This window comes from Pseudomonas sp. Tof1, assembly GCF_055390395.1.
Map to the genome: position 1 here is coordinate 3,476,632 of NZ_AP024344.1, position 17,926 is coordinate 3,494,557.

Consider the following 17,926-nt stretch of genomic DNA (forward strand, 5'->3'; position numbering starts at 1 on the left):
CAATGCATGACCCACCCGCCGCAGGCCGGTTCCGAGCCATCCGCAGGCGGGCTGCGGCGGTGCATCGAACATTCAATTCGTGTGAGGAAAACAATAATGACCCAAGCCACCGATCGCCTCTGGGGGCCCGTTTCAAAAGCGGCCCGGCCGCGGCCCTGGCCGCCCTGTCGCGCTGCCCGGAACGCTATTTCCGCCTGACGCCCTATGACCTCGCCGGCTCCCGTGCCCATGCCCACGAACTGCAGCGGGCCGGTCTGCTCGATGAGCAGGAAACCCGCAGCCTGGTCGAGGCCCTGAACCGGATCGGCGAGGAGTTCCAGGCCGGGCGCATCGCCCCGACCCTCGACGATGAGGACGTGCACACCTTCATCGAGCGCCTGCTCACCGAACGCCTAGGCGCCCTGGGCGGCAAGCTGCGGGCCGGCCGCTCGCGCAACGACCAGACCGCCAACGACCTGCGGCTATTCCTGCGTGACCACGTACGCACCCTGGCCAGTGAAGTGCTGGCCCTGCAACAGGCCCTGGTGGAACAGGCCGAACAGCATATGGAAAGCATCTGCCCGGGCTTCACCCACCTGCAGCAGGCCCAGCCGATCGTCTTCGCCCACCACCTGCTGGCCCACGCCCAGTCGATGCTGCGCGATGTCCAGCGGCTGATCGACTGGGATGCCCGCACCGCCCTTTCGCCACTCGGCGCCGCGGCCATGGCCGGTTCGGCCATCGCCCGCCAGCCGCAGCAGTCGGCCCGCGAGATGGGCTACGACGGGGTCTGTGAAAACTCCATCGACGCCGTGGCCAGCCGTGACCACGTCGCCGAGTTCCTGTTCGTCGCCAGCATGCTGGGTATCAACATCTCGCGCCTGGCCGAGGAGTTCTGCCTGTGGTCGTCGCGGCAGTTCCGCTGGGTCAGCCTGGACGACGCCTATGCCACCGGCAGCTCGATCATGCCGCAGAAGAAGAACCCGGATATCGCCGAACTGGCCCGGGGCAAGGCCGGTCGCCTGATCGGCAATCTCACCGGCCTGCTCTCGACCCTCAAGTCGCTGCCGCTGTCCTATAACCGCGACCTGAGCGAAGACAAGAACGGCGTGCTCGACAGCGTCGACACCCTGCTGCTGGTGCTGCCGGCCATGGCCGGAATGGTCGCGACCATGACCGTCAACGTCGAGGAACTGCGGCGTCAGGCGCCGCTGGGTTTCGCCCTGGCCACCGAAGTCGCCGACTGGCTGGCGGTACGAGGCGTACCGTTCAAGGAGGCCCACGAAATCACCGGCGCGCTGGTCAAGGCCTGCGAAGCCCGCGACCTCGAGTTGTGGGACGCAAGCCCGGCCTTGCTGGCCGAAATCGACAGCCGGCTGACCCCGGACGTCCGCGACTGCCTGACCCTGGAAGCGGCTATCGGCGCCCGCAGCGGCTGGGGCGGTACCGCACCGCAGCAGGTGCGCGAGCAGATCGCCCGGCTGAAGGCGGCCCTGGCCGTGCAACAGCAATGGACCACCCATTACGCGGGCTTGCGCCTCTGACCCAACACCCGATCCCGTAACCCCTCCCCTGTAGGAGCCGGGCTTGCCCGCGAATGGGCCCTTGAGGCCGCCAAAAGCTTCGCGGGCAAGCCCGGCTCCTATAGGGGGCGGTGATCCAAGGCAGAAATACTGGCGGCGCCCCTGGCGCCGCAGACGGAGACATACCATGAGCCAGACCCAGGCGGATCGCCTGCTCGCCGAGCGCAAGCAGGCCGAGAACCAGTTCGACATCACCCAGTACGAGCATGTGCCACGGCGCTACTACGGGCGGATATTCTTCGCCACCCTGATCGTCATCGCCCTGGCCGGACTGGTCCGCGCTTTCGCCAACGGCCAGATCGAATGGTCATACATCGGCCAGTTCTTCAGCGCCAGGTCGATCCTGACCGGCCTGCTGAACACCTTGGTCATGGCGGTGCTGGCGATGATCCTGGGGATCTTCTTCGGCGTCATCACCGCGATCATGCGCATGTCGAGCAACCCGATCCTGCGTTATGTCGCCATCGCCTACACCTGGCTGTTCCGCGGCACGCCGCTGATCCTGCAACTGCTGCTGTGGTTCAACCTGGCGCTGATCTTCCCTACCGTAGGGATTCCCGGGCTGTTCCAGGTCGATACCGTCAGCCTGATGACCCCCTTCGTCGCCGCCCTGCTGGGCCTGAGCATCAACCAGGGCGCCTACACCGCCGAGGTGGTGCGCGCCGGCCTGCTCTCGGTGGACACCGGCCAGTACGAGGCCGCCAAGTCCATCGGCATGCCGCGCCTGCAGGCGCTGCGCCGGATCATCCTGCCCAGGCCATGCGCATCATCATCCCGCCGGTGGGCAACGAGTTCATCAGCATGGTCAAGGCGACCAGCCTTGCCAGTGTGATCCAGTACTCGGAACTGCTCTACAACGCCCAGAACATCTACTACGCCAACGCCCGTGTGATGGAGCTGCTGATGGTCGCCGGTATCTGGTACCTGCTGGCGATCACCCTCTTGTCCTTTGCCCAAAGCCGCCTGGAACGCCGATTCGCCCGCGGCGCCGGCAAGCGTTCGTAAGCGTCCTGGAGAAACCGAACATGAGAACCATCGTCAAGGCTGTCGGCCTGAACAAGCACTACGACTCGTTCCACGCCCTCAAGGACGTCAACATCGAAGTCGAACAGGGCGAGGTGCTGTGCATCATCGGCCCGTCCGGCTCGGGCAAGAGCACCCTGCTGCGCTGCGTCAACCAGTTGGAGAAGATCGACAAGGGCGGCCTCTGGGTCGACGGCGAGCTGGTCGGCTACCGCGTGGTCGGCAACAAGCTGCACGAACTCAACGAAGCGCAGATCGCCCGCCAGCGCCTGGCCACCGGCATGGTGTTCCAGCGCTTCAACCTGTTCCCGCACATGACCGTGCTGGAAAACATCATCGAAGGTCCGGTCCAGGTCCTCAAGCGTTCGCCCAAGGAGTCGACCGACGAAGCCCTGGAACTGCTGGCGCGGGTCGGCCTGGCGCACAAGCGCGACAGCTACCCCATCGAGCTGTCCGGCGGCCAGCAGCAACGGGTGGCGATCGCCCGGGCACTGGCGATGCGGCCCAAGCTGATGCTGTTCGATGAACCCACTTCGGCACTCGACCCGGAACTGGTCGGTGAGGTGCTGTCGGTGATGCGCGACCTGGCGCGCACCGGCATGACCATGATCGTCGTCACCCATGAACTGGGCTTCGCCCGCGAGGTTTCCAATCGCATGGTGTTCATGGACGGCGGGCAGATCGTGGAGGAAGGAAGCCCCGAAGAAATACTGATAAATCCACAAAACCCCCGCACCCAAAGCTTCATTTCTGCCGTTCGAACCTAGGTTCCATTTGAACCTCACAACATTTCATAAGAGAACGACCATGAAGAACCTCGCAATTCCCGCAGTACTCGCAAGCCTCCTGGCCTCCGGTTTCACCTGGGCTGCCGAGCTGCCCGCCAGCATCAAGGCCAAGGGCGAGATCGTCGCGGCGATCGTGCCCAACTATCCACCGATGGACTTCAAGGACCCGGCCACCAACGAGCTGACCGGTCTGGACTTCGACCTGGGCAACGCCCTGGCCGAGCGCCTGGGCGTGAAGATCAAGTGGCAGGAGACCTCCTTCGAACAGATGATCAACGCCCTGACCACCAAGCGCGTGGACATCGTGCTCTCGGGCATGACCGACACCGCGGAACGGCAGAAGGCGGTGGATTTCGTCGATTACTTCACCAGCGGCTCGCAGTTCTACACCCTGGAGAAGAACAAGGACATCAACGAGATGACCGATATCTGCGGCAGGACCGTGGGTACCAGCCGGCGTACCACCTTCCCGGCGGAAATCGCCGCCTGGAGCAGCGCCCACTGCCCGGCCGACCAGCAGATCAAGGTGATCGGCACCGAAGGTTCGGCCGACGCCCGGGCGCAACTGCGCCAGAGCCGGATCGCCGCCGCCGTCCAGGGCAGCGAGACCCTGCCGTACCTGACGACCCAGGAAAAGAACACCTTCAAGATCATCGGCACACCCATGACCGTGCAGTTCACCGGCCTTGGCGTGAGCAAGGAAAACCGCGAACTGCGTGACGCCATCCAGGCTGCCCTGCAGGGCATGATCGCCGACGGCAGCTACCAGGCGATCCTGAAGAAATGGGACCTGTCGGTCGGTGCGGTCGACAGCGTCGCCATCAACAAAGGCCAGTAAGCGCTGGTGTAAACAAGGAACAACCACCCATGTCCTCGACCCCGACCTGGCCGGATGGGCACAAAGCCTGCCTGGCCCTGGCGTTCGACCTCGACGGCCCGACCGGCGATGCCATGCTCGACGACTCGATCTGGCGCAAGCCCGAGTACTTCGGCTTCGGCGGCTACGGCCCGTATCGCGCGCTGCCGCGCCTGCTCGACCTGCTGGAGGCGTTTGCCCTGCCCACCACGTTCTTCGTCCCGGCCTGGGTCGTGGAGAACTGGCCCCGGCAGTGCCAGGCGATCGTCGAGCGCGGACATGAGGTGGCCTACCACGGCTACAAGCACGAATCCTTTTACGCCCTTTCGCTGCAGCAGCAGAAGGACGTAATGAAAAAATGCCGCGAGGTGTTCTGGCAACACCTGAACATCCGCGCCGAAGGCTTTCGCACACCGTCAGGCGACTGGCAGAGCGACACGCCGGCGATGCTGGTGGAAAACGGCGTGATCTATTCCAGCAGCATGCGTGGCGACGATCGCCCCTACCTGGTGAATGTCCCCGGCCACGAGCGGCCGCTGGTGGAAATTCCCGGGCGCTGGGAGATGGATGACTATGCCTCCATCGCCTACACCCGGGGCCCGGATTTTCCCAGTGGCCTGGACCGCACCGCCAGCTATGAGCTGACCCTGGACAACTGGTGCCGTGAGTTCGACGGTGCCGCCGCCGAGGGTCTGTGCCTGACCACCCTGTTCCATCCCAAGATCACCGGCAAGCCAGGCCGCCTGCTGTTGCTCGAACGGCTGTTCGAACACATGCGCGAGCGCGATGACGTGTGGTTTGCCACCTGCCGCGACGTCGCCCATTGGTGGCTCAAGGAGCATCATCATGGCTGAGTTCATCCGCAAATCGCTCGCCCTGCCGCCGTTTCAGAGCCCCTGGCCCGCGCCCTATCGCAGCGCGGTGGTGATCACCGTCGACTACAACGACATCCACGGCATCCTCACCCAGGCGCCGCAGGTGGCCGGACGTGATAAGACCCTGTCGGTGTGGCGCTACGGCACCCAGCGCGGGGTCGAGCGGCTGCTTGCGCTGTTCGAGGAGCTGGCGGTGCCCAGCAGCTGGTGCATTCCGGGCATCGTCGCCGAAGAGAACCCGGCGCATATCCGGGCGATCCTCGCTGGCGGCCATGAAATCGCCTGCGCCGGCTACCGCCACCAGGACTACGAGCGGCTCAGCCTCGACGAACAGAAGGCCGCGCTGATCCGCGGCTGCGAAAGCCTGGCCAGCCTGACCGGGCAACGCCCGCGGGGCTTCCGCATTCCCGCCGGTCACTGGCAGCCAGGCTTTACCGAGGCCCTGCGGGACCAGGGCATCGTCTGGTCGTCCTCATGGCGTGGCGATGACCTGCCGTTCACCCATCCGACGGCGCCCGGGCTGATCGAGTTGCCGCTGCACTACGAACTGGAGGACGAGCCCTATTTCGCCTTCAACCTGAGCCCCGCCGTCCCTCCGGCGCAATCGCGGATCGCCTCCTACAGCCACACACTGGGCAATCTGCAGATGGACTTCGCCGGGTTTCACCGTTTCGGCCTGTGCTATGTGCTGCGCCTGCACCCGGAAATCATCGCCACGCCCGGGCGCATCGGCATGCTGCGCGAGCTGCTGCAAGGCATCCGCGAACATGACGACGTGTGGATCGCCACCGCCGAGGACGTCGCGCAATGGTGGCGAGAGACTGCCGCGCCACTGACCGAGGACCATCCGGCGGCGGTCCACGAGCGGCACTACCGGACCTACCTGCCCTGAGCGAACGCCCGCGACGCGGGCGTAGCGACTCGCCGAACACACAAGAACAAGGACTCGAGCACCCCAGTGGCCACCTACTCCCTCGTCATCCGCCGGTTGATGATCTGCTCCGTGACCATCGTCGTCAGCCGCGCCATCACCAGCCCGCTGCTGACCCTGTTCCTCAGCCGCAAGCTGGGCCTGAACCAGCAGGACGTCGGCCTGCTGCTGGGTATCGCGGTGTTCATCGCCACCCTGATGTCGCTCTATGGCGGCTATGTCATCGATCGCCTGGAGAAGCGCCAGTTGCTGATCCTGGCCATGCTCTCCAGCGCCGTCGGCTTCACCCTGCTGACCTTCGCCCAGAACCTCTACCTGACCACCCTCACCCTGGTCATCACCGAAGCCGCCTCGGCCCTGTTCCTGATCGGTTCCAAGGCGATCATCAGCGAGAACCTGCCCATGGGCCAGCGGGCCAGGGTGTTCTCGCTGCGCTATACCCTGACCAACGTCGGCTATGCCACCGGCCCCATGCTCGGCGTGGTGATTGCCGGGATCCATCCGCAGGCACCGTTCCTGATCGCGGCCGGCATTGCCTTCGCGAGCATGTTCCTGATGTTCGGCATCGCTCCGCGCAGCGGGGACTCACCGGGCAAGCCGGTCAGCTTCCTCGATACCCTGCGCACCCTGCGCGGCGACCGCACGCTGATCCTGTTCACCGGCGGCTGCCTGCTCAACACCATCGTCCATGGCCGCTACACCCTGTACCTGTCCCAGTACCTGCTGGTGACCCACAGCAGCCAGGAGGCCCTGACCACCCTGTCGGCGATCCTGGCCTGCAACGCCATCAGCGTGATCCTGCTGCAGTACCAGATCGGCCGTTTTCTCAAGCGCGAGCAACTGCGCTACTGGATGGGCATGGGCATCACCTTCTTCATCATCGGCCTGATCGGTTTCAGCCAGGCCGGCAACCTGGTGTCCTGGTGCATCGCCATGTTCATCTTCACCCTCGGGGAAATGATCATCTACCCGGCCGAATACCTGTTCATCGACACCATCGCCCCCGAGCACCTGCGCGGCAGCTACCTGGGCGCGCAGAACCTGGCGGCCCTGGGGGGCGCCATGAGCCCGGTGATCTGTGGCTACCTGCTGATCAACGCACCTGCACCCAGCATGTTCTACGCGCTCTGCGGCCTCACCGCCGTCGGTGGCTGCCTGTGCTACCTGGCCGGTCGCAGCCTCCCTTCACTGCAAAAATAATGCACTTGAAGCTCATTATTATGAATTAGCCAGCGATTCAAGGAACCGGCACACTGGTGCCGTTCCTTCCCCCAACTCAGGAACCTTGAAAGGGCTTTGCGCCAGTCGCGCAAGCCCTTCTTTTTTGTCCCGTGCCTTTGAAGTGGATTGTTCCCGACATGCCTGCCCACTGGTCCCGCCGTCTGTTGCCGCCCTCGCTCAATACCCGCCCCACCGAATGGAGCCGTGCCGCCATTGGCGTGGCCCTGGGCACCGTGATCAGTGTCTGGGCCTGTGCCCGGCTGTTCGGGCTGCCGGTGGCGCTGCACCTGATCGGGCCATTGGGAGCGTCGGCGGTGTTGCTGTTCGCCGTTTCCTCGGGCGCCCTCGCCCAGCCCTGGTCACTCATCGGCAGTTACATGTGCGCCACCCTGGCCTCGATACTGGTGGTGCATTTCCTCGACCGCAGCCTGGGCAGTGCCGGTCTGGCGGTGTGCCTGGCGGTGCTTGCCATGTGCCTGTTGCGTTGCCTGCACCCGCCAGCGGGGGCCCTCGCCCTGCTGATGGTGATCGCCGACCCGGATACCGTCGCCCTGGGCTGGCGGGTCGTGGAGCCGGTGATGCTCGCGGCGACCTGCCTGCTGGCGGTTGCCATCGGCTACAACAACCTGACCCGGGTGCGCTACCCCAAGGTGCATGTCGAGCCGCCCAGGACCTTTATCAACCCTCCTCGCCCCGGCGAGCCCCTGGGTATCACCCGTGAAGATCTGGAGCTGGCCCTGGCGCAGATGGAAGCGTTCATCGATGTGACGGCCGAGGATCTGGAGCAGTTGATCAGCGCTTGCGAGGCCCAGGCCAGGCGCCGCAGCATCGGCGAGGTGTTTGCCTCCAGGCCCTGATTTTGCACCAGGCTGGGGCACGGGGCTCGATGCACAGTCATTGACCGTGCAGGCTGAGCCGTTCACGGGCAAGCCCGCTCCCCCAGGTATTCCATGACAGCTGCGGTGCAGTTGCACCGGTGCAAGCGGCTTTGCTGGCGACAGCGCTCGTTCAGACAAGCACGGCCCCATTGACTCAGCCCCCGCCTCCGCAGGTTTTGCACAAATTGGCGCAAAGCTTGCAGAAAAAACCGGAACAACGACCGCCAACGCAGGCGGTTGACCTCACGACAAAGGCGCCGTGTTGCCCCGTTTCGACGGAGAGCGACACAGCGCCTTTTTGTTTTCCGCACGCATCATTTCCTCGGGCAGGAGCAACAGACCATGACCCAGACCAGCGTACGCAGCGTATGCCCCTATTGCGGTGTCGGCTGTGGCATCGTCATGGAGGTGCGCGACAACCAGGTGATCAAGGTCAGCGGCGACAGGCAGCACCCGACCAACTTCGGCCGCCTGTGCACCAAGGGCAGTACCTGCGCCCAGCCGCTCACCCACTCCGGACGCATGGCCCAGGCGTTCATGCGCCACGAGCGCAAGCGTGACCCGGGCCAGGTCGGCATGGACCAGGCCATCGACGAAAGCGCGCGCCGGCTCAAGGCGATCCTCGACGAACACGGCCCCGACGCCCTGTCCTTCTACGTCTCCGGGCAGATGTCGCTGGAGGCCCAGTACCTGATCAACAAGCTGGCCAAGGGGTTTGTCCGTACTCATCTGATCGAGTCCAACTCACGCCTGTGCATGGCCAGCGCCGGCGCCGGCTACAAGCTGTCGCTGGGCGCCGACGGGCCGCCGGGCTCCTATCAGGACTTCGACCAGGCCGAGCTGTTTTTCGTGATCGGCGCGAACATGGCCGACTGTCACCCGATCCTGTTCCTGCGCCTGATGGACCGGCTCAAGGCCGGTGCCCGGCTGATCGTGGTCGACCCGCGACGCAACGCCACGGCCGACAAGGCCGACCTGTTCCTGCAGATCAGGCCGGGCAGCGACCTGGCCCTGCTCAACGGCCTGCTGCACCTGCTGCTGAAGAACGGCCACACCGATGCCGATTTCATCGCCCGCTTCACCGAGGGCTGGGACGCATTGCCGGAGTTTCTTGAAGACTACCACCCGGCCCGGGTCGCCAGCCTGACCGGCCTGCCCGAGGCGCAGATCCGTCAGGCCGCCCAATGGATCGGCGAGGCGGCCGAATGGATGAGTTGCTGGACCATGGGCCTGAACCAGAGCACTCACGGCACCTGGCACACCAACGCCCTGTGCAACCTGCACCTGGCCACCGGGGCGATCTGCCGTCCCGGGAGCGGGCCGTTCTCCCTCACCGGCCAACCCAACGCCATGGGCGGCCGGGAAATGGGCTACATGGGCCCCGGCCTGCCAGGCCAGCGCTCGGCCCTGGTGGCCGCCGACCGTGAGTTCATCGAAGACCTCTGGCAGATTCCCCGCGGCAGCCTGAGCCAGCGGGTCGGTGGCGGCAGCGTCGCCCTGTTCGAGGACATGCAGGCCGGCAAGGTCAAGGCCTGCTGGATCATCTGCACCAATCCGGTGGCATCCTCGCCCAATCGGCAACGGGTCATTGCCGGACTCCAGGCCGCCGAACTGGTGATCGCCCAGGACGCCTTTCTCGACACCGAAACCAACCGCTACGCCGATATCCTCCTGCCGGCCGCCCTGTGGGCCGAAGCCGAGGGGGTGATGATCAACTCCGAACGCAACCTGACGCTGATGCGCAAGGCCGTCGACGCCCCCGGCCAGGCCCTGCCGGACTGGCAGATCATCGCCCGGGTGGCCTGTGCAATGGGCTATGCCGACGCCTTCGGCTACACCAGCGCCGCCCAAGTGTTCGAGGAGATCAAGCGCGCCTGGAACCCCGGCACCGGTTACGACCTGCGCGGCGCCAGTTACCAGCGCCTGGAGCAGACACCCCTGCAGTGGCCCTGCGGCCCCGGGCAGCAGCAGGACCGCAACCCGATCCGCTACCTCAACGACGGCACGCAAGCGGCTGCCGATGGCACTCATCCGCGCCTGCTGTTCCCCACCGCCAGCGGCCGGGCAAGGTTCTTCGCCCGGCCCTGGCAACCGCCGGCCGAACAACCCGACGACCACTTCCCCTGGGTACTCAACACCGGGCGCCTGCAGCACCAGTGGCACACCCTGACCAAGACCGGCAAGGTCGCGGCGCTGAACAGGCTCAATCCCGGCCCCTTCGTCGAGATCAATCCGTTCGATGCGGCGCGCCTGGGTATCTCCGAGAAGGATGCCATCGAGGTGCGTTCCGTAAGGGGACGCGCCGTGCTGCCGGCGCAGATCAGCGAGCGGGTGGCAGCGGGCAACTGCTTCGCGCCCTTCCACTGGAACGATGTCTACGGCGACGACCTGGCGATCAACGCCGTCACCAGCGATGCCGTGGACCCGATCTCGCTGCAACCGGAATTCAAGTTCAGCGCCGTGACCCTGCACCGGGTCGCTTCGCCCAAGCCTGATCCACAGCCCTTGCCCCTGCGTACGGAGGCCGCGTATACGATGCAGACCCAAGCCCTGGCCCGGATTCTCGGGCTCGACAGCACGCCCAGCCTCCAGCTGGCGCCCGATGAAAACCTTTACCTGCAAGGCTTCCTGCTCGGACTGGGCCACAGTCAGGCCGCAGCCGGTGTCCCGACCCTGCCGGCGAATGCGCCGCTGCAACCGTCCAACCGACTGATTCTCGAAGGGCTCCTGGCCGGTCTGTTCGCCCGCCAGGAGCCGGCCCAGCCCCAGGTGCTGCCGGCAGTCACGAACGAACAGCCGCCCGTGCTGCTGCTCTGGTCGTCCCAGACCGGTACGGTGGAAGCATTCGCCAGGTCGGCCGCCGAGCGCCTGCGGGAGAAAGGCCATCGGGTGCGCCTGGCCTCGATGGACAGCATCCAGGCTCGGGAGCTGAGCCAGGCTGGTCGTGCGCTGCTGCTGACCAGCACCTTCGGTGACGGCGACCCGCCGGACAACGCCCATGGCCTGTGGCAGGCGCTGGAAGCCGACGATGCCCCGAGCCTGGCCCATCTGCGCTTTGCCGTGCTGGCCTTCGGTGACTCCAGCTACGATCAGTTCTGCGGCTTCGGCCGCAAGCTCGACGAGCGCCTGCACAGTCTCGGCGCCCAGCGTCTGGCGGCCAGGGTCGACTGCGAGCCGGACTACCAGGAGCCGGCCAGCGCCTGGTTGGAACAGCTCGATTCGGCCCTTGCCGACAACCCCGTGGTGCTCGCCGGTGCTCCACGTTACAGCCGCCAGCAACCGTTTTTGGCCCGGCTCAAGCACAACCGTCTGCTCAGCGGCCCCGACGCGGGCAAGGAAACCCGGCAGTTCGTCTTCGACCTGGCTGACAGCGGCCTCGACTACCAGGCCGGCGATGCCCTCGGTGTCTGGCCCAGCCACTGCCCCGAACAGGTGGAACAACTGCGTGGCTGCCTGAGCGCGTGCAGCACCGAGACGGTGGTGTTCCTCAAGGACCAGACGCCCATGCCGCTGGTCGACGCCCTGAGCCGCCATCTGGAGATCGGCCGGATCAGTCCGGCCTTGTTGCAACGGGTCTTTCAACGCTCGGGCAGCAGCCAGCTCAAGCGCCTGCTGGCCGATGAACACAAGACCGAGCTCAAGGACTGGCTGTGGGGCCGGCAACCGGCGGATCTGCTGCGCGAGCTGCAGGTCGAGCTGGGTGCGCAGGAACTGGTGGATTGCCTGAAACCGCTGCAACCGCGGCTGTATTCGATTTCCTCGAGCCCCAAGGCACATCCGGGCGAAGTGCACCTGACGGTTTCGACTGTCCGCTACGAGCACGCCGGGCAGGCGCGTTCCGGTTGCTGTTCGGGGTTCCTCGCCGACCGCGCCGAGGGCCTGGATGTGCCGATCTTCGTGCAGAAAGCAGCGAACTTCCGCCCGCCAGCCGATCCTTCGGCGCCGATGATCATGGTCGGTCCGGGTACCGGCATCGCGCCGTTCCGGGCCTTTCTGCAGGAGCGCCAGGCGATCGGCGCAACGGGCAGGAACTGGCTGTTCTTCGGCGAGCAGCATGCCGCCAGTGACTTCTACTACCGCGAGGAACTGCAGGCATGGTGTGAACAGGGCCATCTGCAGCGGCTCGATACCGCGTTTTCCCGGGACCAGGCGCAGAAGATCTACGTGCAGCAGCGGATGATCGAGCAAGGCGCACAGTTGTGGGCCTGGCTGGAGGAAGGTGCGGGGTTCTATGTGTGCGGCGATGCCAGCCGCATGGCGCGGGATGTGGAGGCGGCGCTCAGGCAGGTGGTACGCACCCATGGTGGGTTGGATGCGGATGCGGCACAGGCATATGTCCAGGCGTTGGCGGCGGACAAGCGTTATGTGCGGGATGTGTATTGAGCCGGATTCATCCGTGAAAGAGCCCTCGGGGGCGCCCCCATAGCTGGCAGCCGCCAAGCGGAACGCACCAACACAGGTCGAATTTATTCGGAAAATACCGACAAAGACCGAGTAAACCGTACAAACCGGCACTTGGCACACTCCCTGCTTTTATCCAGTCACTCCCTGCCATGAATGACCTGGCAGACCGTTCCGGTGGTCAACGGCGATCACACACAGAACAGGAATAAGACACCAGGCAAAGGCGCCTGGAGCTTCGGCTCCAGGCGTTTTTTTTTGCATTTTTTCTGGCTGCGCCAGTCCGTGACTGGCCGTGATCCGAGGAAGCTCCATGAACGCTATCGTAAATGTCGAACATCGCAGGAAACTGGTGATCGTGGGTAATGGCATGGTCGGCCACCACTGCGTCGAGCAGTTGATCGAGCGTGGCGCCCTGCATCAGTTCGAACTGCATGTCTATGGAGAGGAATGGCAACCGGCCTATGACCGCGTGCACCTGTCCGAATATTTCGCCGGCAAGGACGCCCAGGCCCTGGCCCTCGGCGAGCCCGGCTTGTACGAGCGTCACGGGGTCAGGCTGCACCTGGGCGCCGAAGTGCTTGAGATCGACCGCGACAGGCGCGAGATCGTCACCCGTTCAGGCCGCCAGCCCTACGACCAGTTGATCCTGGCCACCGGTTCCTATCCGTTCGTGCCGCCGATTCCCGGCTCCGAAGGCTCGGCGCGGCTGGTCTACCGCACCCTCGACGATCTCGACGCGATCCGCGCGGCCGCCGCCGAAGCCCGCCGTGGCGTGGTGGTCGGCGGCGGCCTGCTGGGCCTGGAGGCGGCCAATGCGCTCAAGTCCCTGGCCTGGAAGCCCATGTGGTCGAGTTCGCCCCGCGGCTGATGCCGGTGCAACTGGACGGCGATGGCGGTGCCGCCCTCAAGGCGCAGATCGAAGGCCTGGGCGTCGGTGTCCACCTCTCCCGTGCAACCAAGGAAATAGTCGCCGGCGAGCAGTACCGCTACCGGATGAATTTCGACGGCGGCGAATTTCTCGAAACCGACCTGATCGTCTTCTCCGCCGGGATTCGTCCCCAGGACCTGCTGGGCCGCAACAGCGGGCTGGAGATCGCGCCACGGGGCGGCATCGTCATCGACAGCCACTGCCAGACCAGCGACCCGGCCATATCGGCCATCGGCGAATGCGCCGCCTGGAACGGCAGCGTGTTCGGCCTGGTCGCGCCGGGCTACAGCATGGCGCGCAATGTCGCCAGCCGCCTGGCCGGTGAAGCCGCGGACACCTTCAACGGTGCCGACATGTCGACCAAGCTCAAGCTGCTCGGCGTCGATGTCGGTTCGATCGGCGATGCCCACGGCGCCACCCCGGGCGCACGCAGCTATCGCTTCATCGACGAGGCCAACTCCGCCTACCGGCGCCTGGTGGTCGATGCCGAGGGCAAGAAGGTCATCGGTGCGGTACTGGTGGGCGACAACAGCTACTACGACACCCTGCTGCAATACGTACAGAACGCCATCGCCCTACCCCAGGACCCGGCCAGCCTGATCCTGCCCATGAACGAAGGCACCCCGACCCTCGGTGCCGATGCCCTGCCCGCCACGGCGACCATCTGCTCCTGCCACAACGTCACCAAGGGCGCGATCTGCTGCGCGGTGGATGCCGGTTGCAGCGATCTGTCCGATCTCAAGGCGCAGACCAAAGCCGCCACCGGCTGCGGCGGCTGCAGCGCGCTGCTCAAGCAGGTCTTCGAGCACGAACTGGTGTCCCGCGGCGTGGCCGTCGACAAGAGCCTCTGCGAACACTTCGCCCATACCCGCCAGGAGCTCTACGCCCTGGTTCGGGTCGGTGGCATCGAGACCTTCGAGGAACTGCTCGCCCGCCACGGCAAGGGTCACACCGGCTGCGACATCTGCAAGCCGGCGGTGGGGTCGATCCTCGCTTCGTGCTGGAACCGGCCGATCATGGACAAGGCGCTGGTGCCGCTGCAGGACACCAACGACACCTTCATGGCCAACATGCAGAAGAACGGCACCTACTCGATCATCCCGCGGATCGCTGCCGGCGAAATCACCCCGGACAAGCTGATCGCCCTGGGTGTGGTGGCGAAGAAATACGACCTCTACACCAAGATCACCGGCGGCCAGCGCATCGACCTGTTCGGCGCGCAACTGCACGAACTGCCACAGATCTGGGGCGAACTGATCGACGCCGGCTTCGAGACCGGCCATGGCTACGGCAAGTCGCTGCGCACGGTGAAATCCTGCGTCGGCAGCACCTGGTGCCGTTACGGTGTGCAGGACAGCGTGGCCATGGCCCTGCTGTTGGAGAACCGCTACAAGGGCCTGCGCGCACCACACAAGTTCAAGCTGGCGGTGTCCGGTTGCACCCGCGAATGCGCCGAGGCCCAGAGCAAGGACATCGGCGTGATCGCCACCGAGAAAGGCTGGAACCTGTATGTCTGCGGCAACGGCGGCATGCGCCCACGCCACGCCGAGCTGTTCGCCACCGACCTGGATGATGAGACGCTGATCCGCTACGTCGACCGTTTCCTCATGTTCTACATCCGCACCGCCGACCGCCTGCAACGCACCTCGGTGTGGCGGGAAAACCTCGAGGGCGGCCTCGACTACCTCAAGGCGGTGATCATCGACGACAGCCTGGGCCTGGCCGCCGAGCTGGAGAACCAGTTGCAACGGGTGGTCGAGCGCTACGAATGCGAGTGGGCCAACGCGATCAGCGACCCGGAAAAACTCAAGCGCTTCCGCACCTTCGTCAACGACCGGCGCGGCGACCCGGACATCCATTTCGTCAAGGAACGTGCGCAGCGCCGGCCGGTGCGCGCCGATGAACTCAACCTGATTGCCGTACATGAGGAGGTGCTCTGATGGGCCAGTCAACCGCACAACACAGCATGGCCAACGATTTGCAGTGGCAGGCGGTCTGCCGCCGCGAAGACCTGGTGGAGAACTCCGGCGTGGTGGTCTGGTTCCACTGCGCCCAGGTCGCGCTGTTCTACCTGCCCGATGACACCCGGGGACGTACCCTGTATGCCATCGACAACCATGACCCGTTGTCCGGCGCCAATGTGATCGGCCGCGGCATCGTCGGCCATATCAAGGGCCAGCCGGTGATCGCCTCGCCGCTGTACAAGCAGCACTTCAACCTCGAGGACGGCAGTTGCCTGGAGTATCCGGAGCAGCAGTTGCGGGTCTGGCCAGTGCGCTGGGCCGGCGATGAAGTGCAGATCGCGGTGATCTGACGTTCGTCGGGAACCTGGCAAGACTGTCAGAACTGACAGTAGCCAGTCTCGACCGCGCAGGCCCTAATGGGCGTCTGGCAGCTGTATCCATCCGGATTGCCAGCGGGACAGGTGTTGCCCAGGCAGCACCTGTCGCTTGTCAGCCACGATGGAGACCATAGCGATGAGTCACACCCCCCTTCCTCCCCTGCACATCCCGGCAGCACTGGAAAACTTACACTACCCGCAGCACAACCTTCTGCCGGTCGGCGCCCTGACGTCCGACCTTGCCCTGGACATCAGGACCGCCTGGCCTGACCCCGCGCAACACGACCAGGTCGATCATTTGACCCTGATCTACACATCGCCCACCGGCAACGTCCACGAGTTTCCCCAACACATGCCCGGGCCGATCCACTTCCCGCACAGGCTGTATTTGCCCTCTCAGTATCTGCAAGAGGAAGGTGTCTCCAAGGTTGCCTTCAAGGTGCGCAACCATGCCGGCGCCACCTTCGAGTCAGAAACCGAGCGCTTCACCATCGATTTGCGCGTTCCCAACGGCGGCTTGGCCGGCAGCAAGCCGGAGGTGGATGAAGAACTCAGTCAAGGCGACGGGGTGACCCACCAATACCTACAAGAACATGACCACCGCGTGGACTTCTTCATCGCGCTTTATGACGGACAGACCGACGGTGATCGGATCGGCCTCAGTATCGGCGGGCCCAATGAGCCGGTCCTTAGCTATAAAACAGTGACAGATACCACTAACGGAACTGTTATGTCCTTGGAGGCAAAATACTTCTTTGACATGGCTGACGGCGTGCACTTGGCCTATTACAAGCTCTTCAGCCGGGCTGGAAAGGTGGGGCCCAACTCGAAGGGCACATTCATCCGCATAAAGCTCGGTTCACGTAGTTGAAGCAGGTGCATGGCGGCCATGCTTTTGTAGATCTGGCCGCCATGCCCGGTGGTTGGCAAGCCTTGAGTTGCGCTATCGTCCATGAAGACGATTCTCAATGCGTAACAAGGCCCGCAATGCTCAAGACCCTTGAAGCCCAGGTGACCAGCCAGGCTCCTACACCGACACTCCAGGCGGAGTTTGCGCAACACGATTTCGAACGGCTGCGCGGTTTCTGCAGCCTGATCTACCTGGCCAGCCTGGGGATCTGGCTGCTGTTCGACCTGATCGTCAGCTTCATTGGCGCCCAGGGTTTCACCTGGATGTCCCTGCTGTTCATCGCCAGCCTGACCGCCCTGGTGATCCTGCAACGCTTCGTGCGCCAGGCACGGCACTTCGACCTGCTGAACCTGGTGTTCGTCGCCGTGATCGCGCTGGGCATCCGCCTGGTCATCGAGGGTCTGCCCCGGGAACAGCATGCGGTGTGGCAGATCCTTGCAGCCTCCAGCATTCTCTACAGTGCCTCGGTACTGCCGTTGAGTCGCTGGTCATTTCTCTGCGCAGTGGGCGTTTGCTGGGTAGTGCTCGATCCCTTCTTCATGACCGGGATCGTCGTCTACGAGCTCAAGGGGGCGCTGATCCTCAGCTATTCGCTGTTTCTCACCGGAATTACCCTCTACAGTTTCTTCAGGCTGCGACAGGCCAAGCTGCACAACCACATCATGGCTGGACGGCTGCTGGAACAGGCTTATATCGATGTGCTGACGGCCATTCCCAATCGACGCTCGTTCATGAGCAAGACCCAGCAGCACTTGCGCACGACGCCGCAGGATCATGCCCAGTACCTGGCAATGATTGATGTCGACAATTTCAAGAAGGTCAACGACGTGCACGGCCACGACGTCGGCGATGAAGTGCTCAAGCGCGTGGCGGCGGACATCAAGACGGTGATGGGGGACTTCGAGTATGCCCGGCTGGGCGGTGAGGAATTCGCAGTGTACCTGCACGGCATGCCCCGTATCGAGGCCGAGGCACTGATGGCGCGCCTGTGCCGACGGGTGCGTGAAGCGATGACCGAGTATCCGGTGACTATCAGTATCGGCCTGGCCCGGATCGAGCCGCAGGACACGCTGAACTCGGCACTGGTCAAGGCTGACCAGGCGCTCTACAGCTCCAAGCACAGCGGCAAGGACCGCTATACCTTTTTTGAGTGACGGAGTTGCGCTGGCCAGCCAGGCTGGCCGCGAACAGGCCCACCGCAGGGATCGG

Annotated in this window: 10 protein-coding genes and 3 pseudogenes; all 13 read left to right on the top strand. The window is 64.6% G+C overall.

The genetic code is table 11. The features are described 5' to 3' along the window. The first annotated feature begins 96 nt into the window (after positions 1–96). The 13 genes and pseudogenes from argH to ACZ5KU_RS15430 all read left to right on the top strand — a co-directional run bounded on the left by argH (position 97) and on the right by ACZ5KU_RS15430 (position 17,871). A pseudogene (gene argH / locus ACZ5KU_RS15370) lies at positions 97–1,523 on the top strand (argininosuccinate lyase). Positions 1,524–1,689: 166 nt separating this feature from the next. Next, positions 1,690–2,567 (top strand): annotated as a pseudogene (locus ACZ5KU_RS15375) (amino acid ABC transporter permease). Between the two features lie 20 nt (positions 2,568–2,587). Beyond that, the gene (locus ACZ5KU_RS15380) at positions 2,588–3,352 is read left to right on the top strand and encodes an amino acid ABC transporter ATP-binding protein (protein ID WP_054059509.1); all 765 of its coding nucleotides are present in this window, start codon (positions 2,588–2,590) and stop codon (positions 3,350–3,352) included. A 40-nt stretch (positions 3,353–3,392) separates the two neighbouring features. Beyond that, the gene (locus tag ACZ5KU_RS15385; protein WP_054059510.1) at positions 3,393–4,211 is read left to right on the top strand and encodes an ABC transporter substrate-binding protein; all 819 of its coding nucleotides are present in this window, start codon (positions 3,393–3,395) and stop codon (positions 4,209–4,211) included. 29 nt (positions 4,212–4,240) lie between these two features. Then, positions 4,241–5,083, top strand: coding sequence for a polysaccharide deacetylase family protein (locus ACZ5KU_RS15390; protein ID WP_054059511.1), 843 nt, complete (start codon positions 4,241–4,243; stop codon positions 5,081–5,083). Next, complete coding sequence (locus tag ACZ5KU_RS15395; protein ID WP_054059512.1) at positions 5,076–5,996, top strand: polysaccharide deacetylase family protein; 921 nt, start codon at positions 5,076–5,078, stop codon at positions 5,994–5,996. The genes ACZ5KU_RS15390 and ACZ5KU_RS15395 overlap by 8 nt, the downstream gene beginning before the upstream one ends. A 66-nt stretch (positions 5,997–6,062) precedes the next feature. Beyond that, positions 6,063–7,235 carry an MFS transporter gene (locus ACZ5KU_RS15400; protein ID WP_054059513.1) on the top strand — a complete coding sequence of 391 codons (1,173 nt, stop codon included), beginning with the start codon at positions 6,063–6,065 and terminating at the stop codon, positions 7,233–7,235. 158 nt (positions 7,236–7,393) lie between these two features. Next, positions 7,394–8,113 (top strand): HPP family protein, encoded by a 720-nt coding sequence (locus tag ACZ5KU_RS15405; protein ID WP_416769005.1) that lies wholly within the window; start codon positions 7,394–7,396, stop codon positions 8,111–8,113. A gap of 363 nt (positions 8,114–8,476) precedes the next feature. After that, positions 8,477–12,517 carry a molybdopterin-dependent oxidoreductase gene (locus ACZ5KU_RS15410; protein WP_416769006.1) on the top strand — a complete coding sequence of 1,347 codons (4,041 nt, stop codon included), beginning with the start codon at positions 8,477–8,479 and terminating at the stop codon, positions 12,515–12,517. Positions 12,518–12,848: 331 nt separating this feature from the next. Further along, positions 12,849–15,406: pseudogene (gene nirB / locus ACZ5KU_RS15415) on the top strand (nitrite reductase large subunit NirB). Next, entirely contained in the window at positions 15,406–15,780 is a 375-nt protein-coding gene (nirD, locus tag ACZ5KU_RS15420; protein WP_054059517.1) for a nitrite reductase small subunit NirD, read from the top strand. Before nirB ends, nirD begins: the two are co-directional and overlap by 1 nt. 163 nt (positions 15,781–15,943) lie before the next feature. Further along, a complete protein-coding gene (locus tag ACZ5KU_RS15425) occupies positions 15,944–16,678 on the top strand; it encodes a hypothetical protein (RefSeq protein WP_416769008.1) in 735 nt (244 codons plus the stop codon). A gap of 116 nt (positions 16,679–16,794) precedes the next feature. Next, positions 16,795–17,871 carry a GGDEF domain-containing protein gene (locus tag ACZ5KU_RS15430; RefSeq protein ID WP_416769009.1) on the top strand — a complete coding sequence of 359 codons (1,077 nt, stop codon included), beginning with the start codon at positions 16,795–16,797 and terminating at the stop codon, positions 17,869–17,871. Positions 17,872–17,926: the final 55 nt, after the last annotated feature.

Excerpts from the sequence above, each read along its gene's own strand:
- ACZ5KU_RS15425 (WP_416769008.1), top strand. The coding sequence starts at position 15,944 with ATGAGTCACACCCCCCTTCCTCCCCTGCACATCCCGGCAGCACTGGAA.
- ACZ5KU_RS15380 (WP_054059509.1), top strand. The coding sequence starts at position 2,588 with ATGAGAACCATCGTCAAGGCTGTCGGCCTGAACAAGCACTACGACTCG.
- nirD (WP_054059517.1), top strand. The coding sequence starts at position 15,406 with ATGGGCCAGTCAACCGCACAACACAGCATGGCCAACGATTTGCAGTGG.
- ACZ5KU_RS15410 (WP_416769006.1), top strand. The coding sequence starts at position 8,477 with ATGACCCAGACCAGCGTACGCAGCGTATGCCCCTATTGCGGTGTCGGC.
- ACZ5KU_RS15430 (WP_416769009.1), top strand. The coding sequence starts at position 16,795 with ATGCTCAAGACCCTTGAAGCCCAGGTGACCAGCCAGGCTCCTACACCG.
- ACZ5KU_RS15385 (WP_054059510.1), top strand. The coding sequence starts at position 3,393 with ATGAAGAACCTCGCAATTCCCGCAGTACTCGCAAGCCTCCTGGCCTCC.
- ACZ5KU_RS15405 (WP_416769005.1), top strand. The coding sequence starts at position 7,394 with ATGCCTGCCCACTGGTCCCGCCGTCTGTTGCCGCCCTCGCTCAATACC.
- ACZ5KU_RS15390 (WP_054059511.1), top strand. The coding sequence starts at position 4,241 with ATGTCCTCGACCCCGACCTGGCCGGATGGGCACAAAGCCTGCCTGGCC.
- ACZ5KU_RS15395 (WP_054059512.1), top strand. The coding sequence starts at position 5,076 with ATGGCTGAGTTCATCCGCAAATCGCTCGCCCTGCCGCCGTTTCAGAGC.